Annotated in this window: 15 protein-coding genes and 5 pseudogenes; 11 read left to right on the top strand and 9 right to left on the bottom strand. The window is 40.3% G+C overall.

Annotated features, from left to right (window positions below; all coding sequences use genetic code 11):
• Positions 1-171 precede the first annotated feature (171 nt).
• A pseudogene (locus AC1EKL_RS08310) lies at positions 172-891 on the top strand (transposase); the annotation flags it as partial.
• A gap of 238 nt (positions 892-1,129) precedes the next feature.
• A pseudogene (locus AC1EKL_RS08305) lies at positions 1,130-2,743 on the top strand (transposase).
• A gap of 224 nt (positions 2,744-2,967) precedes the next feature.
• On the opposite strand, the gene AC1EKL_RS08300 reads toward AC1EKL_RS08305, so the two are convergent.
• Together AC1EKL_RS08300 and AC1EKL_RS08295 are read right to left on the bottom strand one after the other, a co-directional pair.
• On the bottom strand, positions 2,968-3,399 hold the full coding sequence (locus AC1EKL_RS08300; RefSeq protein ID WP_480189684.1) for a hypothetical protein: 432 nt from the start codon (positions 3,397-3,399) through the stop codon (positions 2,968-2,970).
• A gap of 15 nt (positions 3,400-3,414) precedes the next feature.
• Positions 3,415-3,843 (bottom strand): hypothetical protein, encoded by a 429-nt coding sequence (locus tag AC1EKL_RS08295; RefSeq protein WP_480189683.1) that lies wholly within the window; start codon positions 3,841-3,843, stop codon positions 3,415-3,417.
• A 257-nt stretch (positions 3,844-4,100) separates the two neighbouring features.
• Here AC1EKL_RS08295 and tnpA point away from each other — a divergent pair, with 257 nt between their 5' ends.
• Positions 4,101-4,559, top strand: coding sequence for an IS200/IS605 family transposase (gene tnpA / locus AC1EKL_RS08290; protein WP_480189682.1), 459 nt, complete (start codon positions 4,101-4,103; stop codon positions 4,557-4,559).
• 191 nt (positions 4,560-4,750) lie between these two features.
• On the opposite strand, the gene AC1EKL_RS08285 is transcribed toward tnpA, so the two are convergent.
• The 3 genes from AC1EKL_RS08285 to AC1EKL_RS08275 form a co-directional block, all read right to left on the bottom strand.
• On the bottom strand, positions 4,751-5,248 hold the full coding sequence (locus tag AC1EKL_RS08285) for a mucin-binding protein (RefSeq protein WP_480189984.1): 498 nt from the start codon (positions 5,246-5,248) through the stop codon (positions 4,751-4,753).
• A gap of 12 nt (positions 5,249-5,260) precedes the next feature.
• Positions 5,261-5,668, bottom strand: a complete 408-nt coding sequence (locus AC1EKL_RS08280) for an MBG domain-containing protein (protein WP_480189681.1) — start codon at positions 5,666-5,668, stop codon at positions 5,261-5,263.
• A gap of 96 nt (positions 5,669-5,764) precedes the next feature.
• The gene (locus tag AC1EKL_RS08275) at positions 5,765-6,226 is read right to left on the bottom strand and encodes a hypothetical protein (RefSeq protein ID WP_480190276.1); all 462 of its coding nucleotides are present in this window, start codon (positions 6,224-6,226) and stop codon (positions 5,765-5,767) included.
• 194 nt (positions 6,227-6,420) lie between these two features.
• Between AC1EKL_RS08275 and AC1EKL_RS08270 the strand changes: the two are divergent.
• The 5 genes and pseudogenes from AC1EKL_RS08270 to AC1EKL_RS08250 form a co-directional block, all read left to right on the top strand.
• A pseudogene (locus AC1EKL_RS08270) lies at positions 6,421-6,815 on the top strand (DUF6198 family protein); the annotation flags it as partial.
• 22 nt (positions 6,816-6,837) lie between these two features.
• Positions 6,838-7,011 (top strand): hypothetical protein, encoded by a 174-nt coding sequence (locus AC1EKL_RS08265; RefSeq protein WP_480189679.1) that lies wholly within the window; start codon positions 6,838-6,840, stop codon positions 7,009-7,011.
• Between the two features lie 125 nt (positions 7,012-7,136).
• Positions 7,137-7,448 carry a hypothetical protein gene (locus AC1EKL_RS08260; RefSeq protein ID WP_480189678.1) on the top strand — a complete coding sequence of 104 codons (312 nt, stop codon included), beginning with the start codon at positions 7,137-7,139 and terminating at the stop codon, positions 7,446-7,448.
• Between the two features lie 61 nt (positions 7,449-7,509).
• On the top strand, positions 7,510-7,743 hold the full coding sequence (locus AC1EKL_RS08255; RefSeq protein ID WP_480189677.1) for a hypothetical protein: 234 nt from the start codon (positions 7,510-7,512) through the stop codon (positions 7,741-7,743).
• A 163-nt stretch (positions 7,744-7,906) separates the two neighbouring features.
• The gene (locus tag AC1EKL_RS08250) at positions 7,907-8,260 is read left to right on the top strand and encodes a transketolase-like TK C-terminal-containing protein (RefSeq protein WP_480189676.1); all 354 of its coding nucleotides are present in this window, start codon (positions 7,907-7,909) and stop codon (positions 8,258-8,260) included.
• Positions 8,261-8,474: 214 nt separating this feature from the next.
• On the opposite strand, the pseudogene AC1EKL_RS08245 reads toward AC1EKL_RS08250, so the two are convergent.
• A pseudogene (locus AC1EKL_RS08245) lies at positions 8,475-9,144 on the bottom strand (DUF6198 family protein).
• 124 nt (positions 9,145-9,268) lie between these two features.
• Between AC1EKL_RS08245 and AC1EKL_RS08240 the strand changes: the two are divergent.
• Together AC1EKL_RS08240 and pepF are read left to right on the top strand one after the other, a co-directional pair.
• On the top strand, positions 9,269-10,558 hold the full coding sequence (locus tag AC1EKL_RS08240) for a dicarboxylate/amino acid:cation symporter (protein ID WP_480189675.1): 1,290 nt from the start codon (positions 9,269-9,271) through the stop codon (positions 10,556-10,558).
• Entirely contained in the window at positions 10,558-12,375 is a 1,818-nt protein-coding gene (gene pepF, locus AC1EKL_RS08235; RefSeq protein WP_480189674.1) for an oligoendopeptidase F, read from the top strand. The genes AC1EKL_RS08240 and pepF overlap by 1 nt, the downstream gene beginning before the upstream one ends.
• A gap of 50 nt (positions 12,376-12,425) precedes the next feature.
• Here pepF and AC1EKL_RS08230 read toward each other — a convergent pair whose 3' ends face one another.
• Complete coding sequence (locus AC1EKL_RS08230; protein WP_480189673.1) at positions 12,426-12,869, bottom strand: Lrp/AsnC family transcriptional regulator; 444 nt, start codon at positions 12,867-12,869, stop codon at positions 12,426-12,428.
• A 204-nt stretch (positions 12,870-13,073) separates the two neighbouring features.
• On the opposite strand from AC1EKL_RS08230, the gene AC1EKL_RS08225 reads away from it, so the two are divergent.
• Positions 13,074-13,550: a universal stress protein gene (locus tag AC1EKL_RS08225; RefSeq protein ID WP_480189672.1), complete on the top strand. Its 477-nt coding sequence runs from the start codon at positions 13,074-13,076 to the stop codon at positions 13,548-13,550.
• 74 nt (positions 13,551-13,624) lie between these two features.
• Here AC1EKL_RS08225 and AC1EKL_RS08220 read toward each other — a convergent pair.
• A pseudogene (locus AC1EKL_RS08220) lies at positions 13,625-15,194 on the bottom strand (glycoside hydrolase family 30 protein).
• A 66-nt stretch (positions 15,195-15,260) separates the two neighbouring features.
• Positions 15,261-15,932: a GntR family transcriptional regulator gene (locus AC1EKL_RS08215; protein WP_480189671.1), complete on the bottom strand. Its 672-nt coding sequence runs from the start codon at positions 15,930-15,932 to the stop codon at positions 15,261-15,263.
• Between the last annotated feature and the right edge of the window lie 49 nt (positions 15,933-15,981).

The raw sequence follows: 15,981 nt of genomic DNA, 5'->3' as shown, positions 1-15,981 counted from the left end.
CTTCCCATAGAAAAAGCCCTCCGAATATATAAGATGAATTTTCCATTTCATCTGTATACTCAGAGGGCATTATAGCCGAATCCAAAATCGATTCATCGTCCGGCTTTATGTATACACAGGAAATCGTTCCTGATATCATGTAATTACCACAAAAATAAAGGAATGATTTTAATGTATCAAAATTATATCACAGGACAAACCGAATTCGTACTAAGTTATGACTACAATGTTTCTCAAACACATATTGTGCGATTAATTGATGCTTTTGTTGACTCAATTCCTCAAGAGGCCTTATTAGAGGAAAATGTGGCGACTACCGGTCGCCCGAGTTCGCATCCTGCGCTTCTTCTTAAAATCCTGTTATTTGCTTATTTACGCCAAATTTATTCTGGTCGTCAAATTGAAACAATGCTGGTAGAAAATTTGCCAATCCGTTGGCTGGCACGCGATCATACGTACAGCGACCATACAATTAATAATTTTAGTCAAAACTCACATGCTATTTATTTGATTAAACAAGTATTCGTTTATTTTTCAATGGCATTGACTAATCATTAAGCAACCTTGATGTGTATGAAAGATGACCCGATGAAAAATTGGAAATATAAGGCCGAAGATGATTACTATATTGATCATTTAGGAGTTCACTTTAGCTTTTATCGTTATAGTAAGCGAACCGATAAAAATGGCTTTAAACGTGACTTTAAGATTTATCGCGCTGACAAGCAGCCCACCGCGTAATTGGACCAGTTAGCGAAGACGCCAAGTGGCCAGCGCTATATTCAGGTAAATCTTACTTGGAATTATTATAAGGAACGAATTAACGAGACCCTCTCTAGTGATGAAGGACAAGTAATTTATCGTCGACGTAAGTTTGACGGTGAGCTAGTCTTAATGACGATGAATTGAACTAAATTAGGGAAAATGATGGCTCATTAAGAGCTAAATTCCTAAAAAAATGGAAAAAACCGAGGGGCTGTGACATAAGTCCCTAATAATAAGCGGAGTTAGATGAAATCTTCGGATTTCATTTAACTCCGTTTTCCTTTAAAATAAGTGTTAGTAAAAGAAAAAGACATCGACCAGCCCGTCGATGTCTTCAAAAATACCCTCGAAAGGATATAAAACATTGGAATCTCATTATAACATTGATCAACTTAGTTTGAACATACCTACAGCTTATGAACCTGAATTAAATCATCCAGCTCGTTACATTAATCAATTAGTTGAGAGCCGTGCTAGTCGTAAGCCTAACATCATGGGTCGCCCAAGAGAATATGATCCTAGAATGTTACTAAAATTGATCCTTTTAGCCTATAGTTACGGGATCGTTTCTTGTCGGAAAATTGAACGTTTTGCTCGCGAAAATATTGTGGCGATGTGGTTAACTCAAGAACATCGCCCAACCTATCGTACTATTGCACGTTTTGTAATTTCCCAGGATTTGGAGGAAATGATTCAAAGTAGTTTCAAAGAGTTTCACGATTATTTGAAGGCGCAAGGAATGATTGATGAGGCTTCGTTTATTGATGGGACTAAAATTCTTGCTAATGCGAATAAGTATTCCTTTGTTTGGAAAAAGCGAACGATTAAGTATAGTGAATTAAACGGCGAAAAAGCTCGTAAACTGCTTCAAGAAATTAAGCAAGCTGAAGTTAAAATCAACGTTGCAGAGGATAACTTTGACATTGATCAGCTCGATACTATCATTGCACTTCTTGAACAACGAATCGAAGAACTGAATCAACGAGTGAGCGAAACCGTTAAGGTTTCGCCTAACCCGGCTAAACAAGAACGGCGGCACGCTAAAAAATACCTTCACGCTTTAGATCATTGTCGTCAAAAGAATCTAGAATATCGTACTCAAATACAGATTGCTGGTTCACGGAATAGCTATTCTAAAACTGATCACGAAGCTACTTTTATGCGGGTTAAAGAAGCCCCGATGCGTAATGGACAAACTAAACCAGCGTATAATCTTCAAATTATGACTAGTTCACAGTACGTACTTGGTTATGATCTCATGCAAAATCCAACCGATACTAGAACACTAATTCCATTCTTGAATAATCTCGCCCAGAACGCAACTATAAGTATATTGAAGATGAGCTACCTGATTGTACAGCCCTAATTCTACAGTACCATGATTAAAGAAAATAGTCGTAAGTGGCGTTCTGATGATCGAAAGGTAATGAACTGGGAATATCATGCGGCCGATGACTATTATGTAAATCCACAAGGTGTCCGTTTTAACTTCAAACGGTATGCATACCGAAATGATAAATACAAGTTTCACCGGGACTTCAAGATATATCAAGCAGAGAAGTACGATGAGAATCACCGAATTATTCCTCAAGCATTAACGCCACGTGGAAACACTAAGTACATTATGGTGAACCCACAATGGGAATATTTTAAGTCGAAGGCACGCGAGTCGCTTTCAAATTCCGACACTTACTCCCGTCGTAAGTATGATGTGGAGACAGTTTTTGGTAATTTGAAGGCTTATTTGGGTTTCAAGAGGTTCACAGTACGTGGCCTTGAAAAAGCCAAACGGCAGATTGGAATTGCCCTGATGGCACTGAATATGAAAAAGATAGCTGGGAGGCTATCCATTTTTATCAATAATTCTAAAAAATGGAAGAACCGCTCAGAATTTCAAATGAAATTCCGAACGGTTCTTTTATTAAAAGGGACTTATGTCACAGCCCCTCGGTTTTCTATATTAAAGACTAGAAATTAATAGTTATTTCCCAGCCTCGTTTTTTGGGCTTAGTTTTTATTAAAGTCTGTTGGTTAAAGGTATATAATTGCGGTAATTAACTATCATCATTATTTGGATATTTTAAACTTACTTAAGCCAAAGTTCAATATACCGATTCTGATTTAACTAAAAATTTACGGCACTTTGCGTTCTGAATGTTCTTCATGAGACCGTATGAACTTTTGATTACTTTCAAATTTCATTTACGAAGCTGAAGCATATTTTCGAGATGCATTGGCCTTTTCAATAATGAGTTTAGCCATATTAAGTTTTGATGAAACTTCTTTAAGCTTTTTCATCTCTATCGACGATAAACTCTGTAAATTATGATATAGTCTGTCTAAAGCAGTCTCCAATCGAATTAGTTGAGTTTCACTTTGTCGTAAATACCATTTGTTTTCAACATTATGTTGTTTTTGCAGACATGCGTTTTCGGTAATTCTTTCTTCATCTTTGATGATTGAGCTAATACCATGATGTATAGACTGAATATTCTTTTTAATTTTTCTTTGTGTTGCTCGGTCGTGATTGGCTTGCAATTCTGTATTTAATTTAGCAATATAGCCTTCAATATTAGAAATTTTTTTGAACATTCGGTCAAGATCTTTTAATTCGCGTTTGGAGTAATTAGTCATTAAACTCCCCTCCATTCAGTCGTCGTATTTACCAGCTTTTTGTAAAATATATTTAGCCTTTTCTAGATAGTTATGTTCAGCTCGAAATGCCTTTATTTTTCCTCCTTCATTATCTGGAAGTTCATCAAGATTTTTTTCAAGTTCTTCATAGTGTTTTTCGAGATCCTTGATAACTGGTTCTTCATCTTCTATGTAGATGTAGTGGTTTTCCGTTGAGTCTTTATGACCTTCGCCAGAATGTTCGATAATTTTTTCTTCGTCTTTGCTGACCTTTCGTGAGTGTTTCAAGATGGATTTAATATCTTTAATTACCTCATGTTGAGCAGTTCGGTGTTTTTTATTATCAATACTATCTTCAATTTTAGTAATATGCCCCTCTGCATCTGCAATTTTTTTGGCAATTCGATCTAATGCCTTTAATTGGCGTTTTGCATAATCAACCATAATAATTACCTCCTAATATTGTTTACACCTTAATTCTATGGGAGGTGATTAATAATCACAAATAAAACGTTTTCTAAAAAATTGTTTTCAAATTTCTCTGAAGATAGCAAGGACTGTTACATGTTTTTCAAAAAAGAATAGATATAAAGGTCCTTTTGAGTACTTTCAAGTTTCAGTTATATAAATAAAAACCTCTTTGGCCTTAAGATATAGGTGTTCAAGCCAAAATCTAATAAGGGAAAAGAGGTTAATTAATTATGGCCAATAAACTCAATAGTTTAGCCCATACAAAATGGTTATGTAAGTACCACATTGTATTCATCCCAAAGTATAGACGTAAAGTAATTTACAATCAATATCGAAGAGATTTACAAGAATATATTAAATTGCTATGTAAATATAAGGGAGTTCAAATAATAGAAGGACACATGATGCCTGATCATGTTCATTTACTTTTAAGCATTCCACCCAAGCTAAGCGTCTCAAAATTTATGGGATATTTAAAAGGGAAAAGTGCTTTAATGATGTTCGACCATCATGTCAATTTAAAATACAAATATGGGGATCGCCATTTTGGGGTGGAAGGATATTATATTAGCACCGTTGGATTGAACGAATCTACGATTCGTAAGTACATTAGAGATCAAGAAAAACATGATCAAGTAATTAATAAATTAACAACGGTTGAATATTCCGACCCTTTTAAGGGTAGGTAAAGTATTACAGACATTGCTTAAAGCAGTAGTGAAGGAGTCAAAGCATTTTGGCTTGAACAAAGAGAAAGCCAGCGCCTTGAGACGCTGGCTGTACATAGCGGCTTATAGCCGCAGAGCAAACCACCCGTTTTACGGGTGGTTATGATTAAAATAGAGACTTTTTCAGTTAGGTGAACATTATCTAATGAATATTAATGCTTTTTTCTAATTCCAGTTACCCCCCCAAAAAGGCCTAGTAGTGAGATACTAGCCAATCCAATTGCGGTTAATGAACTATTCTTATAACCAGTTTGAGGTAGTTTATGAGGATTGTTCATAGATTGATAATTAGCATTAGGTTTAATATCTTTTTGAACATAATTGACAACTGGCTTATTTGTTGATGAGTGATTTTGATGTTTATTACTATCTGGTTGATTTGGACTAATAACTGGCTTTTTTTGGTAGGTAATATTAATAGTTTGATTGTTGTCTTCCACAGTTACCATTTGGGCAGGAACAGTTGACTGACTTGGTATATAACCAGCATATTCCGGTACAGTAAACTTGGACCAATTACCAGTATCCCAATCTCCCCAAATAATGCCAGTATGTTGATCATTTAACTGGTAACTTCGGGTAATAATAGCAATTTGCTGATATCGTTTTGTTTGCCTATCAGGATAATTTAAAATAATGGTGCGCGTGATAGTGCGTTGTTGCTAAAGAACTTGAGCAATTGCTTGAGTTGTTATATTGTCAGCTTGAAGTGTAAAATTGTTTGCCTCATTATGAAAAACTTTGGTTAATGCTTGTTTAATATTTGATAATCCTTGTTCAGTTAAAGCAACTTGATAAGAATCACTAGTTTGAGTTGGCACTAACATCAGGTCACCATCTTGAAAAATGTATTTGAATCCATTGCTGACCTTATCAAAGGATTCATCCTTAGGGTCAGTACCCGAAAAACTAATTTGATAGTTGCTAGGGATTAAAGATTCCGTTGAAGGGTCAGGATTATTAAAGGTTTGGTGCCCGGTGATAACAGCTTTAATGTCATAAGGAGTAATTGTATACGTACCATAACCGAAGTTCAATGGATTATAAGGTCCAATGCTTATGTTAGGCATAACGTCCCAGACGGGGAAAAAGACAAACTTACTTCCATTTGTGGATACCCAGAAGTTTCGACCAGCCGCCACATTATCATAACCAGTTTTACTGAGTCAAACTTTGTAGGTTCCAACGTCTACAGGAGTGGCAATTGGTTGAGCCTGATCATTACCAAAGTAGAGGTCATTTGGTGAGGTTGGTACGTAAATAACATCATAGGTCAATGAAGGATTCAACGGGATATGCATCGAGATTGTGTAATGAACCTTACTCATATCCAATTGATGGGTAGTTTCACCGCTAATTTGAGAATGAGTAGTAGTTGTGGGGGTATTATGATTGTTCATATTCGTGTTGCTTAATTGTTTATCATCTGAACTACTTTTGCTATTATTCGCAATTTTTGAATTTTCTGGTGATTTTGATGATTCAGATGTCAAAGCTGTAGAGGCTTCATTATTTTGGCTGGTTAATGCAGTTGAATTAGCGGATATCATATTTGCATATCCCATCATAAAAGCGGCAGCTGCACAAGCCATCAGCCACTGAGTAGTATGATTAGATTTATCACGCATGTTACTTTCCCTCTAGAATATTTATAACGTTATTACTATGTATAGTTTACCATATATAATGGGAAGGTAGGTATAGAAAAACACATAATAATATAAATAATTTATGGATGAAGTACCTGTTCAAGGGAAAGTTTAAGTACGAACAATCTCTTTGACGGCCAGCTGGGCGTTTTTTGCTTTCTCAATTGTGATTAATTCAATGGTTCTCAGATATTTTTAACCGGATTATGCCAGACGTCACGACGTTACCAATGGTGATTCTCTACGTTTTCATTAATTTTTAGGGGTCGCATTTATTGGAACGGCGATTTCCATTTACCAACGGGTTAACTTGGTCCTTCATCCAGCTGATGACTTGTATCAAATTATTCGTTTCCGGTACTGTCATGGGAATGCCTCAATTTCAATGTGGATGTCATATATTCCACCGACAATCATGGCTATTATCGCCGCAATTATGCAGGGTGGAATCTACAATTTTGGTTTAGGGACGCTATTTGCGTTGGCTTTCCAAGGAGCTATTACTGGTTGGGCGGATCGCCACATTTTCCCAAAGCTGAAGCACCAAGCATTGGATATTGGTAACTAGGTATAAATAGGAGGATTTTAAAATGGCTTTTAACAAGAGTTTAGCTGGATACTTCGACGATTTACAACACATTGGAATGCCAACGGATGATTTAAAAGCAACCGTAGCATTCTGGAATAAGGGAATTAAGTTCTTCAACATCGAAGGACCAAATGCAGGAACCATTGAATTCTGTGAAATAATACTATTCCTTTAATTTGCGGTTATCAGTAGATGCCCTTTTTTGTTTGTCTGCAAAACGAATAAATTGACGAGTGGTATTTAATACTTTTAAAATGAAGATGATAAAAAAGTAGACAATTATTGAAGGGGGTTATCCACATGAACAAAAAATTAATTGCGCTTACTATGGCTGTAACAATTACGACGGTTGGTGAACCATTGGTGGCTAATGCAGTGCCGCTAACAACTATTACCGCCAAGGCAGCACAACAAAGGGATAAAGTAATTAGTGCAAAAAAGGTTCGAGTTGGTGACCAATTAAAACCCGGTTACTATCGGATTACTGTTCCGAAAGGAGAAGCAACTATCGAGGGGGATAAAATGAAGGTGACCATTGGCGCAAAAAAGTCAAGCAATCACGTTACGTCATATACGATGGAACTGAAAAAGGGGGGACAAGCTCACAATTAATAAAAAAACGAAAGTCCGATTTCATCCAATTGATCATATGACCCGAGCAGGCCAGACGGATTTGACAGCCGGTGTTTGGGAAGTTGGCACTGATCTAGAACCTGGTGATTATCGGATTGCTAAAACGTCAAATACCAACTCTGGAATGGTACAGGTTGAAGATGAAGCTAATGGTCAAATTGAAAATATTCCTGGGAATCAAGGCAGTAGTGTAGTAAATCAAGAAGTTAAATTAAAGAAGGGTCAGCAGTTTAGAACTAATTTTGACCAATTACGCTTAGTTAAAGCAGAATAATTGTATCAGACGGTTAGTGAAATGGTGTGGTCTTGTATGCAGCATCGATGGATAATACCCTGTATGAAAAGGGGATGAGATTTAATCCAGAAGACGACCCACAACGGATGAATCGAGATCGGTTGTACTTTCGTCTGGACATGCTTCGGCGCTTCTGTATAGTGTGCTGTACTTCAACCACTTTGGATCAACCATTCAGGACTTAAAGGATTTTCGGCAACTAGGTTCACGAACCCCGGGTCATCCGAAATATGGAGTGAATCCGGGAGTTGATGCTACTACTGGTCTGCTATCACAAGGGATTAGAATGGCGTTCGTTTTAGAGGATCACTTGGTGATGGCTGACCGGAAACGATTAGCTAAAGTGGGGCTATCAGGCACGGGTCGTGCCGATGCCATGAAAGAACAACCACAAGGTTATCATGACAGTGTTTTACCAACAGAGGTAACTAAGCGGGTTTCAATTGAAATTGGACTCAGTCAAAGCTGGTATGAGTTTGTCGACCTCGATGGTTAAGTCTACGGAATTGGAACTTTTTGGTGTTAGTGGTAATAGTACTGAAGTCATAAAACACTTCGGCTTTAGCGTCAATCAAATTTTAGACAAACTCGATTTAACGTCTGTGAAGGCATAATGATAATTGAATAGTGAAAGAAGTCTTGGTAATTTTCTGACTGGCAAAGGAAAACGCTTCGTTTGAAGAAATTCAAACGGGACGTTTTTTTGTAGTTTAATTTTTGAATTCAAGGTGGTGATGGAGAATCGGGAGAAAGTGATGATCGGACCATCCAATCAGGTAGCCCTGCGTCAGGATATTGTAGATCGTTCCAAAACCAAATGAGTACCAATGACCCTTAATCACGAATACTAATACAACAATGATCAGTGGTGGAACGTTGCTCATCCACTGGGAATAAACGGGGGAGCCATGCATAAACCGGAAACGGAGAATATATGGAAGATCATCATTTGGGTGCATGATGATGTTGGCCCGTTGGTAGAGTGAGACGGCTGCGGCCACCCCAAACAATCCCCCGATATCGAGTAAGATTCGCCAACCAAGTGCGAGCTGCGGGACGCCCATTTTAACGAACATCGTTTCAAATCCCGCAAGTAAGTAGCTAAATGGGGTAATAAACAAGAGATTACGCACGAGACGGAACCAGTCGAAGCGCCCGAGGAGGGCTAGGTTAGTAAAGGCAACCACGACGCCTTCTAGAAACAGGATATTGCCTAATGAGATATGCGTCCAGTGACTAAGACTGACCGCGGAGGCCGTCCAAATGGCGCTCCCCATCTGTGTAAAACCGTGAGGCGTTAAAAAACGAATTAATAATGATTGAGATGGCTAAAAAGGCAATGCGGCCGTTAATACTATTTGCCGTTTTCCGAGAAATCATGCTGTCCTCCTAAAATTAAATTCTAAAAGCCATCATACTATAATTTTGCAGGCTGGTGAACACGCGTAAATTACAAAACTATGATAAAATTAAAGCTTAGAAATTATGATCGGAGGGGTAGTTAATGAAGCACTACCGAATTAGCCGCCTGAGTCTTGGTTGGCAGATTTTTATTGGTTTGATTGCCGGGATTATTTGTGGGGTGATTTTTTATAAGAATCAGTCTGCAATTGTGGTAATGCAGAGTTTAGGAACTATTTTCCTACGCTTGATTCAGATGATCGTGATGCCAATTGTGATTTCGTGTCTGACGGTCGGCATTGCCAACATCGGTGATTTTCATAAACTCGGTCGGATTGGTGGAAAAACCATCATCTATTTTGAAGTTTTAACGACGATTGCGATCATCGTGGGTCTAATCGTTGCCAATTTGGCCCACCCGGGTTCGTTTATTGATATCAAGAGCTTACACGCCGCTGATATTTCTAAATATATGGCAACAGCGAAAGCGGCCAAGGGACATACCGGATTTTGGGATCAAATTTTAGCAATTATTCCAACCAACATTTTTAAATCCATCAGTGATGGTGGCATGATGCCGGTAATCTTTTTCAGCGTCTTCTTTGGGCTTGGCTTAGCTGCAATTGGTGAGCAGGGCAAGATCGTTGTGCAATTTTTAAACAGTGTTTCCGAAGTGATGTTCAAAGTGACAAATTGGGTCATGAAGTATGCACCAATTGGGGTCTTCGGGTTGATTGGGATGACGATTGCCGAAATGGGGCTCAAGGCCTTGCTGCCGTTAGGATACTTTGTGCTGCTAGCGTACCTCACCATGATTTTCTTCTGTGTTGTGGTGCTTGGTATCGTCGCCAAGATGTTCCATCTACATTACTGGAAAACGATGCGGGCCATTTGGGAAGAAATCGTTCTGGCCTTTTCAACTGCCAGTTCTGAAGTCACTTTGCCCCGGCTAATTGAAAAGTCGCAGAAAATGGGGGTAGAAAAGGGAATTGCTTCCTTTGTTATTCCAACGGGCTATACTTTTAACCTCGATGGGTCGGCCATTTACCAATCCTTAGCCGCAATCTTCTTGGCCCAGGCGTATGGCATTCATTTAACGTGGGAGCACCAATTTACCTTATTGATTGTTTTGATGATTACTTCGAAAGGAATGGCTGGGGTTCCTGGCGCCTCCTTCGTGGTCTTACTAGCCAGTGTTTCGACAATCGGGGTTCCCGTTGCCGGTTTAACCTTTATTGCTGGAATTGACCGGTTCGTTGATATGGGTCGGACGGTCGTGAACGTGGTTGGAAACTCAATTGCCACTTTGGTAATTGGGGAATCCGAACATGAATTAGATCGTGAAAAATATGTTAAATACTTAGATTCGTTTGATAAAAAGAAGGCATCATAATGAGTGAAAAACAACAGTTACCGAGTCGTGAAGAAGTTCCTACGGCACTCAAGTGGGATTTGACGTTACTTTATCCAAACGACGAAGCAATGGAAGAACAATTACAGGAAACGGTAAAGAAGGCCCATGAATTGCATCAATTGGCTGGTAAGTTAGCCGCCAATGAGGGCCAAACATTACTTCAGGCACTGCAAGCAGCCAAGGTAATCAATGAAGAATTAGAACGGGAATACGTTTATGCTTTTCTGCGTCGCGATAGTGATACGACGGATGCAGCGGCCACTGAGTTGTATGGGAAGGCGGCAACAGCGGCCACTGAAATCGAAACGGCCCTTTCCTTTATGGATCCTGAAATCGTTAGCCTTGACCAACATCAGTTAGATTACTGGCTGACGGAAGTGTCCGGACTGAGTGAATTCAAATATGCATTGGAACAGGTCCGGTTACAAAAAGGACACGTTTTGACTGTTAGCGAAGAACAGCTACTGAGTCAGCTGAGTCGATCGTTGGATAGTGCGGAGACAGTTTATAATACGCTGAACGATGCTGATTTACACTTTGGCACGATTAAGGACGAACAGGGGAATGAAGTGGAACTAACTCACGGTAACCGGAGTCAGTTCACTGAATCATTAGATCGTGATGTACGGAAGGCAGCTGTATTAGCTTACCAAAAGCCATATCACGAATTACGGAATACGTTTGCTGCAACCTTGAATAGCTTTATTGATAGTCGCAATTCGATTGCGAAACTGCGCCATTATAAGAGTGCTCGACAAGCGGCATTAGCGGTTAACCAAATTGATGAGCAGGTATACGATACGTTGGTCAAGACCGTAAATCAACACTTGGATTTGGCGCACCGGTGGTACGGGATTAAGCAGCGCGCTTTGCATTTAGATCCCTTCTACCAATATGACATTGGGGTGCCGTTGGCGGGCAAAGATCGCTTGCGGACAACCTTTGAGCAGGGGAAGCAGTTGGTCCTGAATGCGATGAAGGTGATGGGGCCAGACTACCTCGAGGGCTTGCAGAAAGAGTTTGATCACCGGTGGATTGATGCGGCGGAAAACCGCGGGAAACGTTCTGGTGGTTACCAAGTGGGTGTTTATCAAGCTAATCCATTTATCCTATTGAATTGGACGGATAAGTTATATAGTACCTTTGTGTTGGCGCACGAATCGGGACATGCGATGCATAGCTGGTTTAGTCAGCACGCCCAACCTTCCGAGTACGCGGATGCACCAATCTTTCTTGCAGAAGTGGCATCGACTTTTAATGAAAATATTCTGACGGAGTACTTACTACAAAAGTATCAGGAGGATCGGCAGCTGCAGATTTTCATTTTAGAGCAATCGATCAATGGTTTTATCGGCTCGATTTATCGGCAAACACAATTTGCGGAGTTTGAAAATACCGCTTACCGTGAACAACAAAGCGGACGGACACTCACGGCAGACTATTTGGATCAGATGAACCGGCAACTGGTTGAGAAATACTATGGGCCAACCGTCAAGCTGGTCGGCACGGATACCCAAGCATGGGCGTACGTTCCGCACTTCTATATGAATTACTATGTCTACCAGTATGCAACGTCATGGGCGATTGCGACGGCGTTGTCTGAACGAGTTTGGACCAAGCAGGATGGCGCACTCGATCGCTACCTCGACTTTTTGAAGGCCGGTGGTTCGGCAGACCCAGTGACGATTTTGCGGCGGGCTGGGGTCGACGTAACGAATGGTCAGTATCTTGAAGATGCTTTACAAGTTCTGAAGAAACGATTGGATCAAATTGAACAATTACTAGAACTTAAATAAAAAATAACCGCTAATCACTTGCAACAGCAATGATGATTAGCGGTTAATTATTAATGGTCATTTAATTTGACACCACGATGGTCGACACTGGTGGAAAAGACAATCTGCGTGCTCGTTTTTCCGAAGCGCCTTTGGATTTCGTTAATAAAATCATCCAGGTCCTTTGTAGATGGAAAGATTACTTCCATTACTTCTGAATAGTCACCGGTGATGCAATTACATTCGATGACGTTGGGGATGGATTGGACAAAGGGATAGAACTCTCTTTTTTGGTTAGGTTCTAGTTGGACCATGATAAAGGCCTTAACGTGGAAATTAAGTTTTTCACGATTAATGCTGGTGTGATAACCGGTAATGATCCCGGCCTCCTCCATTTTAGTGATTCGAGCTGCAATGGCAGGTGATGAAATGAAGCACGCCTTGGACATTTCCTTTAGTGAGACCCGGGCATTCGCTTGTAGCATATTCAGAATTTTTTTGTCAATTTGATCCATTAAGTCAACCTCACAATTATCAATAACCGATAGTAGTTTAAACTTAAGATAATTAAGTTATTAGTTGTTTTTGATTGTATGATACTTCTACGACAAAGTCAATTTGGCTCGGACAATCGAACGGCTAAGCCGGGAATAGTGCATTGAAAAGCTTCAAATGTGGTAAAATAAGAATGATAGTTGATTGATTGGAGGCTGTTGATTATGGATCAAGAATACGAAAACATTTTGGTATCAGTGGACGGTTCTAAGCAAGCAGAAGCGGCGCTTGCCAAGGCGGTTATTTCTGCGAAGCGGAATGGTGCCCACATTGACGTGCTCAATGTCGTGGATACCCGGGCGATGGCATATAACTTTGCTGGCATGTCAGACGGCAGCATTGCTTACCAATTGGTAGATAAGGCTACGGACTACTTGAAGGACCTGCTTAAAAAAGTTAAGCAGGATGATGATTTCGACAATATCGATATTCACATTCGGCTTGGTAATCCAAAGACAGTGATTGCGTTTGATTTTCCGAAGGATCATAAGAACGATCTCCTGGTAATGGGTGCCAGTGGGATGTCACGGCTGCAACGGGCTATGGTTGGTTCAGTTACGTCGTTCGTTAAGCGGAATGCACCATGTGATGTGTTAGTTGTCCGCACCGGTGTTGATAATAAGCAATTAGATATCAAATAATTGTCAAGTTCAAAAGGGACCCTCACGTTATTGTGAGGGTCCCTTTTTTGTGGGCTGTACTATTGTAATCTTGTTTAAACTAAATCATTCTTCTTGGCATTAATTCCCTTACCAGGAGCTTTATCATCGGAAAGACCCAGCTTAGTAGGATTCAATTCAAATTCTTCATCAGGACGGGGTGCACTTTCGTTCATCGTGCCATTCGACTTATGAACGGTTACGGTTCCCCAAGCTGGAACCATCACGTTTTGCCACTTAGTGGAATGCCCATTAATGTACAGACTAGCAGGAAGTTCTTTACCAGTTGGGTTATAGAGTTGGACAGCGATTGAACCATCATCACTGAGGAAGGCAGTTGATGAGATTCCACCTGTATAACCATCTGGAGAGTAGCTAGATGAACCAATCCGGACTGCGCCAGCCGGAATATCTTGGGATAAATTACGGAGCATGTAGTATTCAAGGTTCCGTTGGACTTTACCAGTGGCATGGTCAATGGTAACGACACCACGGCGGCCGGTGGAACCAGCTGCATTTGGTAATCCTCGTTCATCTAGAGCTAAATTCCAAAGGGTAATGAAGTTTAAGCCATTCCGGACTAACCAGTTACCGATTAAGCCAAACATGATGTGTGAAGCATCTTCAACGGTGTCAGAGTACAGGCAACGCCGTTCAGTCATCGCTAACTTCCAGTTCGGATATTCGCGACTAACTTTAAAGAGGCTGGTGTACGGTCCGTCATACGTGTGGAAGGCAAAGCCATCAAAGGCGCTTGCTTCTTGCGGTGTGATGTATGCGGATAATGGCTTATCGAGAACGTTCGATGATCCGTCCCAGTAGTAGAGTTTTACGTCTGGGTGAGTTTCATCTAAGAGTGGCCGGAGGTATTTATAACCGAATTCGGCTAATTGCTTAAATGTCCAGATCATGGCTGGCCACTTAGCAGCATTGGAAGGTTCGTTTTGAATGGTTAAGCCGTAAATTGGAATACCGTAGCTAGCGTATGCATCGATATATTTAACGAAGTAGTTGGCGTAAACGGCTTCGAAATGATCCTTGTGAGCAAAACCATTACCAGTATATTCACCAAAACGGAGGTGACCACCTTGACTGAGGTGACCGGTATTCTTTAACCAAGCTGGCCCAGACCATGGTGAGCTGATGATTTTAATTGCGGGGTTAATTTTTACGATTTCTTGAAGAACCGGCACAATGTATTTCAGATCCTTAGTCGCGTCTGCTGCACCCCGGTGTTCCCGTACCAATGGAGAAATGTTCTAAATCATGATCGTGTTCGCCAAATGGCACATCGTCATATGAGTAGTATTCATCTTGACTTTGAAAGTCACAAGATGCCATTGGCACCCGAATCATTGAAAAAGCCCCTTGCTCGGGATCGAATAATTCATGAAGCAATTGACTCCGTTGTTCCTTGCTTTGGTTCCAAATTAACTTGGCAGTGGAGTCAGTAATCGCTGCTCCGGCACCTAACCAATCTTGGAACTTTTGCATTGGGTCAACGACGATTTTGGCTGAACCGTCAGTCGGTTGATCTGTATAGTCCGGTGCATCAAATGGGGTCCGTTTTTGGGAAAGGTCTCCGGCAGTGGCAGTCCAGAATTCATTTTTAAATTCGTTTGACATAGTAATCTCCTTCTATCGAATAAAGCGCTTACAATAAAATCAAAAATAATAGTGGTATCACCCTCTTTAATTGTCTTCAATCCCAAAGTAGTCAGGAAATTGTTGAGTCACTAAGGCTTTTTCTTCGAGCATCAAGTGCAGGTGCGCGTGAATTAGGTAATCAAGATTATCCACGTTTTGCGCTTGAACTGCTTTAAGAATCTTTTGGTGTTGTTCGACTAACTTTCGCCAATTCAGGTTCGCAGCTTTTAGCCGGAGCCGTCGGAAACGGTTTAATTGGGTGTTATTTAACTGAAGCCAGTTCCAAACATCATTCTTATTAGCGATTTTGTAGAATTCGTGGTGAAAGTCTTGATCAAGATCAAAAAAGTGATCAGGCTCTTCTGCTTGGGCCGCTTCACGTTGATGTTGCATATTTACTAATAAATTCATTAACCCTTCTTGAGTCAGTTTAGTCATGGCTTCAAGCATGATTTTCGGTTCAATGCATTCACGAACAAACCGACCGTTTTTAGCGGAGGTCATGTTAATAATGGTGACGTAGGTTCCGCTTTGCGGGATCACTTCGATGAGGCCTTCCCGTTCAATTCTAATTAATGCTTCACGGACGGGGGTTCGTCCAAGATTGAGTGATTCTGAAATCATTTTTTCAGAAATCTTCTGACCAGGTAAGTAGTGAAAGTGAATGATCTTATATTTAATCTGGTCATAGGCATTTCTGCGAATATTTGTATCCATACTTGTTGCTTCCTTTAAATTTCATCAAATTATATCTTACAATTTTAAC

Source organism: Limosilactobacillus sp. C0001E2 (assembly GCF_056590915.1).
This window is presented reverse-complemented; position numbering and strand designations above follow the sequence as displayed.